Raw genomic sequence first — 11,903 nt, 5'->3', positions numbered from 1 at the left:
GGCAGGCGAGCTTGATTTGCTGATAAGCTTTCCAGAATTTATACCCGACAACCTTTCTTATATCACCTTGTTTGAAGAACAGCATTTGTGTATTACCGGTATAGGTAACACTACTTACACTGAACCTTTGAGTTTGGCGCAATTTGCAAAGCATCCACAGCTAGTGGTGTCGCCATCTCGTGCAAATTTGCGCGGATCGCACGATCAGTGGTTTGAAAGCCAAGGGCTAAAACGTAATATTGTAATGTCGGTACCGAGCTTTTCAGCAGTGCCCGACATTTTACATACAACCGATATGCTCGCGTTTTACCCATCAAGATTATTACCAAACAGCAAAGTTAAACAGCTAAAAATAGAAGCTCTGCCTCCTACATTTAAAGTAATAGCCGCATGGCATCCGCGTACTAATAACAGCCCTATTCATAAATGGTTGATAGAGCAATTACAAAACTTATAACGATATAAAACATCTAAAGTGACTACTTTTTACTGTTAAATTAGCAACCCAATATTTAGATTAAATCATTTAACCCCTCCTTAACCCTCGACCTAATAAGCTATGTGTAATAGTACGAATTAGGCATAGTTAAATGGTTTATTTTAAAAAGCACTCAACCGGTTTTTTACTTGCACTTAGTTGTACGCTTGCTGCATGTAGTAGTCAGCCAAGCTATCAAGGTAATAGTACTGAGCAGTCGCTAAAGCAACATACAAACTGGCAGTACACGCAAAGTAACGCACAGCAAGTAAATTACATTACCGATTTGGTGGATATTGAAGGGCTTGATTCGCTTATTGAGCAAGCTGTTACTAATAACCCATCGTTTAATCAAGTGCATGTTGCATTAAAACTAGCTTATGCGCAGCGTGATGTAACCGCTGCAAGTCAGTGGTTTAGTGTAGATGCAGGATTTGACGCGCAGCGCAGTAAAACCGAAGGCACGCAATACAGCTCATCAGTAGGTATAAGTTGGGAAGCCGATATATGGCAAAAAATTGCTGACAACGTAGCCGCGCAAGATATGACTATTGCCAGTAATCAAGCTACTTATCAAGGCGCTAAAGACACCTTAGTAGCCAGCGTGATACGCACGTATTTAAACATTATTTTGCAGCAAAATTTGCTCGATATAGAGCAACAACGTTTAGTTGTTTTACAAAATAATGAGCAAAGTATTGTAGAGCGCTACCAATATGGATTAGGTGATTTAGAAGCGCTTGATACCGCCCGTACTAGCACGGCATCTACTCGCGCAACCATTGCCGATTACCAAGAACAAATAGCAAAAGCAAAGCGTGCTTTAATGCTAATTGTAGGCACTGATAAACTTCAAAACCTGCCAAATACATTAACACTACCAAGCGTTATTGAGCCATTAAGTACATTACCAGAGCAAGATTTAGCGCGCCGACCTGACTTACAAAGTGCCTATTACAACATTCAGGCAAAGCATTACTTGGTTGATGTATCGTACAAAGAGCTACTACCGAGTATTTCGCTTTCGGCATCACTGAGTGATTTAGCAAGCACGCCAAGCCAAGCATTATTAACTAGCCCAGTGTGGAGTTTATTAGGCAGTTTAAGTGCCCCTTTATTTGAAGGTGGAGCACTGCGTGCGCAAGTTGATATTGCAAAATTAAATGCCGAGCAAGCGTTTTGGCAGTACCAAGATACGCTGCTAAGTGCGGTAAACGAAGTTGAAAATGCACTCGGGCAGGAGCAATCATTAACCGAGCAGCAACTGCAAATTAGCAATGCACTTGCTAGCGCTAAACGCAGCTTTAGTAACTATCAAAGTAAGTATCAACAAGGTTTGGTTGATATTTTAGATTTGCTAACAGTGCAACAAAAAGTATACGACCTGCAAGCCCAGCTTAGCCAAATAAACTACACCCTTTTAACTAACCGCATAGATTTAGGCCTCGCTTTGGGCCTTGGAGTATCGTCATGAAAATTTCGCCAACACCGGTTGTTGTAACGCTTGTTGCTATTGTTTGTATAGGGCTTGCTATTATGTATAACGGTCAAAAAATGGCTGAAAAAGCAAATAGTCCACAACCTGCCGCTATTAAAGCTATTGTCCCAAATGTATCGGTAATTAATGCAGCTCCGAGCACTTATCAGGCTTATGTTAGCGGCCACGGTGAAGCTAAAGCGCATTGGTCACTTAGCTTAAAAGCACAAGTTAAAGGCGAAGTAACCAGTATGAGCGAGCAATTTGCGACCGGTAACTTAATAACTAAAGGGCAGGTGTTTGCACAAATTGATGACACCGAATACTTACAAGCTCTAGCTAGCGCAAAAGCAACATTGGCTGATGCAAAACTAGCACTGCAAGAAGAACAAGATTTAGGTAATCAAGCAAAACGTGAATGGGATCGCTCAGGCGTTACGCAAGCGCCAAGCTCGCCGCTTGTATTTAGAACGCTGCAGTTAGAAGCCGCGCAAGCTACGCTCGATAAAGCACAATATGCACTTAAAACCGCACAGCGTGATGTAAATAACACCCAGTTAAGTGCACCATTTGACGCTGTTATTTTATCGCGCGATATAGATTTAGGTACTTATGTGAGTATTGGCGATACGCTTGCCACGCTAAACAGCACTGACAAAGTAGAAATAACGGTGCCGCTTTCATTAAGTCAGTGGCAAAACCTAGCAAATAATAAATCAGGCGATGTTATTTTAACTGATGTAACCACTAATACTAAATGGAACGGTTATATTGCACGTTTTGAGCAACATCTTGATGACAGCTCGCGTCAACGCAGCGTAATTGTTGCCTTAGATAAACCGTTTGAGCAAACAACGCCGTTACTGCCTGGCACATTTTTAGCGGTAGAAATTGCCGGTAAGCAGTTAACTAACGTAATAAAACTGCCTGCTTCGGCGGTATCTCAAGATGGCTTAATTTGGTACGTAAATGATCAAAATAGCTTAGTAAGCACACACGCTAATAAAGTATTTGAGCGTGGGAATTACGTATATATTACGCCAGTAGATGGTGCTAAAAATCTAAAAGTGGTGGCGCGCCCACTTGTTAGTTACTTAAACGACATGAAAGTAAATCCAATAGTTGAGGAGATATAATAATGAGCCCTCATCAACCACCTCAAATACCCAGTAATAATAACCCGCTGCACGGTATTATTAATTGGTTTGCAAATAACTCTGTTGCCGCTAACTTATTGTTAGTTAGTGTGATTGTAATGGGTATTATGTCGCTTACGACTTTACGTAAAGAGGCTTTTCCGAGTTTAGAGCCAGATACTATTTCGGTATCGGTGGTTTACGACAGTGGCGATGCATTGCAAGCCGAAGAAGGAATAGCGTTAAAAATAGAAGAAGCGCTCGAAACCGTATCGGGTATTAAACGTATTACCTCTACATCCGATGCTAGCGGTAGCCATGTAAGCATTGAAAAAAGTACTGATTACTCACTCGATGAGTTACTTGTTGACGTTAAAAACCAAGTTGACGCTATTAATAACTTTCCGGCAGATGCTGAGCAACCTGTTATTGATAAAGCCCGTAGGCAAGATCATGCATTAACGCTGCAACTTTTTGGGGATGCAGATCGCCATACATTACAAAACTTGGGTGAAAAACTTAAAGCCGATTTATTAGCGCAATCAGGCATTAGCGACGTAGAGCAATCGGGTGTGCTCGACCCGATGATGTCCATAGAAATCGACGAAGGTAAATTACAAGCGTATGGCTTAACTATTAGTGATGTAAGTGAGGTCATTAATAATGAGTCATCAAGCCCGCTTTCGACTAGTTTGCGCGATAGCAGTAAAATTATACGCTTAAAAGCCGCCGACCAAGCTTACTGGCAGCGCGACTTTGCCAATATTGTATTGTTAACAACCGCATCAGGCACACAAATTAAGTTAGGAGATGTAGCCACAGTTACCGACTCATTTGCCGAAGATAGCAACTCATTAAGCCGTTATAACCAACAAAATGCCGTAGGCGTTGAAATTTTAATGGGCGATAACAGCGATATAACTACCATTGTTAAGCAAGCTAATAGCGTAATAGATAAATGGCACGAAAGCGGTTTATTACCTCAAAACGTAGAGCTTGAAAGCTGGCACGACAAAAGCACCATGATCACCGAGCGTTTATCGCTACTTACTAAAAATGCCGTGACCGGTATTATTATGGTGTTTGTAATACTTGCCATATTTTTAAACGTACGCGTAGCGCTGTGGGTTGCTGGTGGCTTGCCGTTTGTATTTTTTGGTACGCTTTATTTTATGACCGATGGCTACACCGNTATTATGGCGCTGGGCATAGTGGTAGACGATGCCGTTGTTGTAGGCGAGAGTATTTACACCACACGTAAAAAGCATGGCGATACATTAAATAATACAGTTTTAGGTACCATGAAGGTTGCTGTGCCAACAATATTTGGGGTGTTAACCACGGTGGCTGCGTTTGTAGCGCTTTCGAATGTGTCGGGCAACTTAGGTAAAATTTACTCTCAATTTGCCACTGTAGTGACTATTTGTTTACTGCTTTCAGTTGTTGAATCAAAACTTATTTTACCCTCGCATTTAGCCCACATTAGTACTAAACGCCAAGTTAAAAAAGGCTTAGCAGGTCTGTGGTCAAAAATACAACATGGTGCTGATAGCGGCTTAAGCTGGTTTAGTAAAAACATTTACTGCAAGGTTATTGAATTTTCACTGCGCTTTAGATACGCCGTAGTGGCTGCGTTTATCGCCTTTTTTATATTAGTTATTGGCATGCCGATGACAGGCACAGTTAAAGTTGGTTTTTTCCCAAGTATTGCAGGCGATACCGTAACAGCCGATTTGGTTATGCAAAACGACGCCGCTTATGGGCAAACAAACACAAACTTACTAACGCTTGAGCAAAGTGCATTACAAGCTGAGCAAAACTTAATGACTAAGTTGAACTCTGACAAAAGCGAAATAACCAGCCTACAAGTCATTAGTAGCAGCGACACCAGCGGTGAAGTAAGCGTTGAGCTATTAAACGAAGGCGCTTTTACAGCAAGCGAATTTGCTCAAGAGTGGCAGCGCGTAGCAGGTAGCCTTGAGGGCAGTAAAAAATTACAAATATTAGCCACGCGTAAAATGGTCGATAACTTTAAAGTTGAGCTTAAAGCGTGGGACGACGAAACCGTAATGGCGGCGGGCGCACTATTTAAGGAGCGCTTACAAAATACCGCAGGCGTTAACGGAATAGACGACAACTTAAACCCAGGTCAGCCACAGCTTAAATTTACCCTAAATGCACAAGGGCGCGCGCTTGGCATGGATACAGCCAGTTTATCAAAGCAAGTACTGCAAGCCTTTGGTGGTGCAGTTGTACAGCGCTACCAACGTAATAAAGACGAAGTTAAAGTACGTGTACGCTACCCAGAAAATGCTCGTAAAACACCTGCCGATATAATGCAGTCGCGTATTCGCCTGCCTGATGGCACCGTTGTCCCTTTAGTTAACGTAGCCACAGTAAGCAGTGAATATCAGCAAGATGAAATAACCCGCATTGATGGACTTCGTGCAATTTATTTAAGCGCCCAAGTGGATAAAAACGTGATTGCTCCAAACGAGTTAGTTGCTAACTTAAAGCGCGACTTAATTCCTGAGTTAACACAGCAATTTCCTAACTTAAGTGTGTATTTTGCAGGAGAGGCAGAGCAACAAAGCGAAACCACCAGCTCAATGAGCACTATGTTTGTAGCCGCTTTATTAGTTATTTACGTGTTGCTGGCTATTCCGCTTAAATCGTACATTCAACCTATGTTGATTATGGTAGCAATTCCATTTGGCATTGTGGGCGCTATTTTAGGACATTGGTGGAACGACTTAACCATTAGTATATTGTCGTTAAATGGTATTTTGGCGCTCAGTGGGGTAGTTGTAAACGACAGCTTATTACTTGTTTCACGCTTTAACGAACTAGTAAAAGAAGAGGGCATGAGCACGCACGATGCCATAGTTGAGTCGTGTACGAGCCGGTTACGTGCGGTATTACTTACCTCAATTACGACGTACGCAGGCTTAGTGCCGCTACTTAGCGAAACCTCAATGCAGGCACAGTTTTTAATTCCTGCTGCGGCATCACTTGGCTACGGTATTTTGTTTGCCACGGTTATTACCTTAATACTTATACCGGCATTATTGATGATTCAAACCGATGCTAAACGCGGTATTGATGCTGTGCTAATATCGCTAGGTGCTAAAAATAAAACGCAGGAAGTAGCCTCTTAATGATAAACGTACTACTGGTTGAAGACGACATAGATTTGGCAACCACCATTGTTGATTATCTCGAAATTGAGTCAATAGAGTGTGACCATGCAAGCAATGGCGTAATGGGTTTAAATTTAATAGAACGTAATCAATATCAAATGATTATATTAGATGTAAACATGCCCAAAATGGACGGTTTAACCATGTGTAAATCATTGCGTGAGCAAGGCATTGATATACCTGTATTAATGCTGACAGCGCGCGATAGCCTCGACAATAAGCTTGAGGGGTTTGCAGCCGGTAGTGACGACTATTTAGTAAAACCATTTGCGATGAAAGAGCTAGTAGCGCGGGTTCAAGTATTAGCAAAGCGTAAAAGTGGAGAGGTTAAGCGACTTACCTTTGCTAATTTAACACTTAATTTAACCGCGCATACAGCAACAGTGGCTGCGCACAGTTTAAAGTTATCACCCATTACTTTTAAGTTATTAGAAGTGCTTGTACGAGAGCAGCAAAAACCGGTAACCCGACAGGTAATTATGCAAGCAATATGGGGAGACGATCAGCCAGACAGCAATAGCTTAAAAGTGCATATTCATCATTTGCGTAAACAGCTAGAGCAAGCGCATTGCCAAGCCGTACTAGAAACAATACCCAGTGTAGGGTTTGCGCTAAAATTAAAAAATGGGACACAAGCATGAAAATTAGACCCAGCCTGAGGTTGTATTTTTTTGCCACCATGGTGCTTTTAAGTTCATTAATGGCAATTGGTTTTTCGTTTTTAAGTGTTAATTATTTTATTGATGGCTTAGACCGAGGGTTAAATGGCGTAATGCATGCGCTTTCGCAATCTACTGAGGTTAAAAACGGTGAACCTGCAGAAATGATTGGCTTTAAAATAGCGAGTCGCTGGGAAGACATGCCAAGCGAAATTCAGCAACGCTTTACAAAGCCTACAGAGATTGGCGTACTACAAAAAAGCAAAGTAAAACCATCGTTTTTTTCAATGCCGGAAGACCTCTATTTTGTAGCGTATTTTCAAAACCCTGCAGGGGAGCCCCGTTACGTATCACGTATTATGCTTGAAAAAGAGCGCCTTAAAAAACAAAGCTCACCCGATAAACCTATAAAAAAGTTGGCATGGATAGCGTTAACAGGGGTAACGGCAATTGCTTTATTTACCTTCTTTTTGTTTATGGTAATGAAAAAAATAGCTAAACCAGTAGAGTCACTACGCGGTTGGGCTAAGTCCCTAAATCAAAATAATTTACAAAACACGCCGCCCGACTTTACCTATAACGAACTAAATACCTTGGCAACGCTAATACGCAGTAGCTTGCTTTCTGCTCACGACAGCCTTGAGCGAGAGCAGCGCTTTTTAAGTTATGCGAGCCACGAGTTACGTACGCCAATTTCGGTTATTCGCAGCAACGTTGAGTTACTTAACCGCTTAAGCGAAAAAGCACCTTTAAGCGATAAACAACACCTTACACTGCAGCGAATAGAGCGCGCCGGTTTAACTATGAGCGATTTAACTGAGACGTTATTGTGGCTTAGCAGAAATGACGACCAGCAAAGTGCACCAGAGCCTGTAAACCTAGCCGAAAAAATAACGACCTTGAGTAACGAACTCGATTATTTACTCAATTCAAAACAAGTTGATGTACTTATAAATACCGATAACCATAGTACAACTATTAATACCGAAGCCACCGCATGCCACATTGTGCTTACTAACTTAATACGTAATGCGTATCAGCATACGCAACAAGGGCAAGTGCGAATTACTCAGCAGGGTAGCCGTGTGATTATAGTAAATAGTAGCGCACAAACTGATATGCCACACGCGACTAATAACACAGACAAGCCAGCTAATATTGGCTACGGTTTAGGATTAGAGTTAAGCGAAAAAATAATAAAACGACACGGTTGGGTATACGAAGTAAACGACATGCCAGGGCGTTATGAAGTGGTGGTCGATTTTAGTTAATACGCTTTTTTAATACTTAGAATACTTGGATTTGAAATATAAAAACCGCGCTAAGGTACTTTTAGAAAAGCTTTAGCGCGGTTTTTTTACATTCAAAAATATTTAATTTAACGCTGAGAATATAAAAAAACTTAGTGATAGTAATGTGTTAAGTAATTTGCTAAAACTGCAGGTAAAGATGGGGAGAGCGTGACGCGAGAATACGTAATTGGCTAAACTCATTTCTTGCTATTATAACTAGTCATTTCTAGCCGCTTTTAGCAAGGTGCTATGTTCTTAAGGAAATATACGAAAATCGTTAGTGCTTTATTGATTGTGCTGATATTAATGCCAATCTTTCTATACATATATCAGTTTGGCTTTGGTTTTTGGGCTGATCATGCCAAATGGGCTGAAATGGGAAGTTTCTTTGGTGGTATTTTAGGCCCTGCAATAACTGTTATTTCGGTTGGATTTTTGTATGTTCAACTTAAAGCACATCAAAAGCAGCAGCAGTACACATTGGATGCACTCAAACTTCAAAAAATTGAGTCTGATATTGTATTCTTTATAGCGACAGTGAAAACAGAATTAGCCCGTGAAATACCAACTATGAATAATAAAGTTTTAAATGAAATCCTTGGTCATCATGCTGCTGAGTTTTGTTCAGTACACACGAACTATCAAGGAGAAAAAAATCCTGATTTTATTATCGATGGCTATCGTAGGCGTTCATTCGATTTCTTAATATGCTACGAAGGCTTATTTAGCTCTTGGATTGCCCTTAATGCCCATTTACATAAATTAAATGATTTGGATATTACATTGAAAATGGACAGTTATAAATCACAAAAAGCAAGAATATTTACAAGCTTAGATAGTTATATTTGCTCTCATTTAGACACTATATCAATGCTCCTTGATACTAAGTACGTACCACATTTTAGACCGTCATTTAAAGTTGCACGAGACAAAGCCCAAGCACAATTTAACTAACGAGCTCAACTAAAAGCTAAACAATGACAATGTTTCTACTTCTGTTTAGTGGATACCTCCTTATCACATTGATGAGGCTAAAATATCTAAGTATATCAAACGTTAGCGCTGCCAATATCACTCAACTCTATATTAATAAAAAGCGCAATTTACTTCTTTTACCTAAACGAGTTTACTTAGCAAAGCGTTTTTTATCGAGCCTTACAATGCCAATGATCATCGTGTTTAGTGCAGGCTTGTTTTGTGGGCTTGGCTTTTACGATCACAATGTTGGGAGAGTTGTGCTCAGTTACTAAAGCAGGCGTAACTACTTTAACGACTTTTTTATGTGGTTTATGCGCACTGGGATCATGTTGATATACTGTGCAGCCGCTCATAATAAGCGCGGTCGTCATTACTAAAACTACTTTTAAAGATAAGTTCATGTTTATTAGTCCTATGTAGCTTAACACAAAGCCTAGGATAAACTTTTTTTTGTATAGTGCTGTAAGCAAACGTAAGGATATTGTAAAGGTGACTTATATGGCTTTTGACGTCTATTTAACTAATTAATAAGTACATTGGTACTGCGTTAAATACGCCAATACCAATGCTTACAATATTGAGTTTAGAGCTCAGAGCTTAGTCCACTGAGTTCAAACTTATAAATCGCTGCGCCAACCCATACCAGACTCTTCCATTAAACGCTCGTACACGCCTTCTATGTTAAGTGGTAACCATGCATCAAACTGTTTAAAGTCACTAAATTGGTCTAATTTTACATTTTGTTTAATTTCGTCAAGCGTATTACCGGCTAAAACGCCTGCGGTTACTTGGCTATACAAAAGCTCTAAATAACTTAAGTAACGCGCTACATCTGCTTTACTGCCAATATCGGCATGCCCGCCTACAAAATTATTAAAGTCATATTTGAGTACCGCTTGAGTTGAATTAATCATGCCTTGAATATCGTAACTCCACAGTTTTTGCCACGGCATTCTGCCAATAACAATCCAATCAACCACAAACAAGGTTTTTTGCTTTTCGAATAATATACTAACCGAACCACGACCATCGTTTGGACCATGGTAGTTAAGCTTTACTGTTGAATCACCAAGGGTAAGTAGTAGCTCGTTATCAAAAGTAAGGCTGGGCATTACCGTTTTCATTTGTGTGTTTTTAATATCTTGCGCGGCGAGTTTATGCGCCACAAAAGTGGTGTGCGGGCTTTTGAATACTTCGGCGCCGTAAATATGATCGCTGTGATTATGGCTATAAATTACATACTTTACCGGTACGTTATAGCGAGTTTTAATTTGCTCGTTTAACCAGATGGCGGCTTTTTTGTTAAGCGGGTCGGTAACAATTGCACCCTCAGGAGTGATTAAAAATACTGAGCGGTGTCTGTCGTCTATAAAGCGGTGTAAGCCATCTCCTAAGTCTTCTATTTCATAGGCTTGTGTGGCAAAGCCTATAAACAATAGGGCTGTGGTTAATAGTTTTTGTAGCAAGCGGGGCATACACCATTCCTTTTTAAATTGATTAAATTAATAACGCTATTAAAAGAAGAAAGCATTAAGCAGTAAAAAATTTCAGCTATTGGTTAAATTAAAGCTTAAGCTTAAGTAAAAGGATCAAATATAAGGATGAAATAAAAAGCCATTATAAAAATGGCTTTAGATAGGTTGGTTGGTTGGGTTTATCTTTGTGTTAGTTGTTGGTTTATTTCTTCAAAGATACTGGCATCATCTATGGTTGAAGGTATTTGTAGCTCTTCGCCATCAACCAATTGGCGCAAATTTTTACGCAGTATTTTACCCGAGCGTGTTTTGGGCAACCTATCTACGCTAACTATATTTTTAAGGCACGCAATAGCGCCAATCTGATTACGAACACTTAAAACAAGCGCTTGTTCTACGTCGGTACTTGAGCCCATAAAATCATTTTTAAGCACGATCATTCCCATAGGAAGTTGCCCCTTTAGAGGATCGTTCACACCAAAAACAGCGCATTCAGCAACAGCAGGGTGCGCGGCTACTATCTCTTCCATTTCGCCGGTAGAAAGCCTATGGCCTGCTACATTTATAACGTCGTCGGTTCTGCCCATAATAAATAGGTAGCCGTCTTCATCAATATAACCACCATCGCCAGATAAATAATAACCTTCGTATTCATTTAGGTAGCTTGCTTTAAAGCGCGTGGTATCTTGCCAAATAGTTGGTAGGCAACCTGGTGGAAGTGGCAGTTTAATTACCACGGCGCCTTGCTCGTTAGCTGCGCATTCATTGCCATCCATATCTAATATTCGCACGTCAAAACCTGGAGTAGGCACGGTAGAGCTGCCAGGTTTTGTTGCTAAGTACTCAAGCCCTACAGGGTTACAAGCAATAGCCCAGCCGGTTTCTGTTTGCCACCAATGATCGAGCACTGGCAGTTTGGTTTTTTCTTTAAGCCACTCGTAAGTGGGAGGGTCCAACCGCTCGCCAGCTAAAAATAAACGTTTTAAGCTTGAGGTATCGTATTGATTAAAACCATCGGCATTTGGATCTTCTTTTTTGATTGCTCTAAAGGCGGTGGGGGCACTAAATAATGCATTTACTTTATATTCTTCTACCACGCGCCAAAATGCACTAGCATCGGGCGTTTTAACGGGTTTACCTTCATATAATACGGTCGCGCAGCGATACATTAGCGGTGCGTAAACTATATAAGAGTGCCCAACTACCCA

10 protein-coding genes are annotated in these 11,903 nt (G+C 40.7%); 7 read left to right on the top strand and 3 right to left on the bottom strand.

All coding sequences use genetic code 11. From position 1 onward, the window contains the following. The 7 genes from L652_RS0113125 to L652_RS0113095 all read left to right on the top strand — a co-directional run. The coding region (locus tag L652_RS0113125) for a LysR substrate-binding domain-containing protein (protein WP_024603497.1) at positions 1-457 on the top strand (457 nt) is incomplete at its 5' end. Between the two features lie 133 nt (positions 458-590). Further along, entirely contained in the window at positions 591-1,952 is a 1,362-nt protein-coding gene (locus L652_RS0113120) for a TolC family protein (RefSeq protein ID WP_024596693.1), read from the top strand. Next, a complete protein-coding gene (locus L652_RS0113115; protein ID WP_024596692.1) occupies positions 1,949-3,091 on the top strand; it encodes an efflux RND transporter periplasmic adaptor subunit in 1,143 nt (380 codons plus the stop codon). Before L652_RS0113120 ends, L652_RS0113115 begins: the two co-directional genes overlap by 4 nt. 2 nt (positions 3,092-3,093) lie before the next feature. Next, positions 3,094-6,249, top strand: coding sequence for an efflux RND transporter permease subunit (locus tag L652_RS0113110; RefSeq protein ID WP_024603496.1), 3,156 nt, complete (start codon positions 3,094-3,096; stop codon positions 6,247-6,249). Then, on the top strand, positions 6,249-6,932 hold the full coding sequence (locus tag L652_RS0113105) for a response regulator transcription factor (RefSeq protein WP_024596691.1): 684 nt from the start codon (positions 6,249-6,251) through the stop codon (positions 6,930-6,932). Before L652_RS0113110 ends, L652_RS0113105 begins: the two co-directional genes overlap by 1 nt. Beyond that, positions 6,929-8,221, top strand: coding sequence for a HAMP domain-containing sensor histidine kinase (locus tag L652_RS0113100; protein WP_024596690.1), 1,293 nt, complete (start codon positions 6,929-6,931; stop codon positions 8,219-8,221). The genes L652_RS0113105 and L652_RS0113100 overlap by 4 nt, the downstream gene beginning before the upstream one ends. Before the next feature lie 327 nt (positions 8,222-8,548). Beyond that, complete coding sequence (locus L652_RS0113095) at positions 8,549-9,196, top strand: hypothetical protein (protein ID WP_024596689.1); 648 nt, start codon at positions 8,549-8,551, stop codon at positions 9,194-9,196. A 191-nt stretch (positions 9,197-9,387) separates the two neighbouring features. Here the strand turns inward: L652_RS0113095 and L652_RS0113090 are convergent, their stop codons facing one another. From L652_RS0113090 to L652_RS0113080, 3 genes are all read right to left on the bottom strand, one after another. After that, positions 9,388-9,621: a hypothetical protein gene (locus L652_RS0113090; protein WP_024596688.1), complete on the bottom strand. Its 234-nt coding sequence runs from the start codon at positions 9,619-9,621 to the stop codon at positions 9,388-9,390. A gap of 216 nt (positions 9,622-9,837) precedes the next feature. Beyond that, a complete protein-coding gene (locus tag L652_RS0113085) occupies positions 9,838-10,695 on the bottom strand; it encodes an MBL fold metallo-hydrolase (protein ID WP_024596687.1) in 858 nt (285 codons plus the stop codon). 179 nt (positions 10,696-10,874) lie between these two features. Next, on the bottom strand, positions 10,875-11,903 hold a 1,029-nt coding region (locus L652_RS0113080; protein WP_024603495.1), incomplete at its 5' end, for an AMP-binding protein.

This window comes from Pseudoalteromonas sp. TB25, assembly GCF_000497995.1.
Lineage (GTDB): Bacteria > Pseudomonadota > Gammaproteobacteria > Enterobacterales > Alteromonadaceae > Pseudoalteromonas > Pseudoalteromonas distincta.
The sequence above is the reverse complement of the archived record's forward strand: the minus strand, read 5'-3'. Positions and strand labels throughout refer to the sequence as shown.

Bases quoted from the DNA above. Each gene is read 5' to 3' on its own strand.
- L652_RS0113105 (WP_024596691.1), top strand. From the start codon at position 6,249: ATGATAAACGTACTACTGGTTGAAGACGACATAGATTTGGCAACCACC.
- L652_RS0113115 (WP_024596692.1), top strand. From the start codon at position 1,949: ATGAAAATTTCGCCAACACCGGTTGTTGTAACGCTTGTTGCTATTGTT.
- L652_RS0113095 (WP_024596689.1), top strand. From the start codon at position 8,549: ATGCCAATCTTTCTATACATATATCAGTTTGGCTTTGGTTTTTGGGCT.
- L652_RS0113120 (WP_024596693.1), top strand. From the start codon at position 591: ATGGTTTATTTTAAAAAGCACTCAACCGGTTTTTTACTTGCACTTAGT.
- L652_RS0113090 (WP_024596688.1), bottom strand. From the start codon at position 9,621: ATGAACTTATCTTTAAAAGTAGTTTTAGTAATGACGACCGCGCTTATT.
- L652_RS0113100 (WP_024596690.1), top strand. From the start codon at position 6,929: ATGAAAATTAGACCCAGCCTGAGGTTGTATTTTTTTGCCACCATGGTG.
- L652_RS0113085 (WP_024596687.1), bottom strand. From the start codon at position 10,695: ATGCCCCGCTTGCTACAAAAACTATTAACCACAGCCCTATTGTTTATA.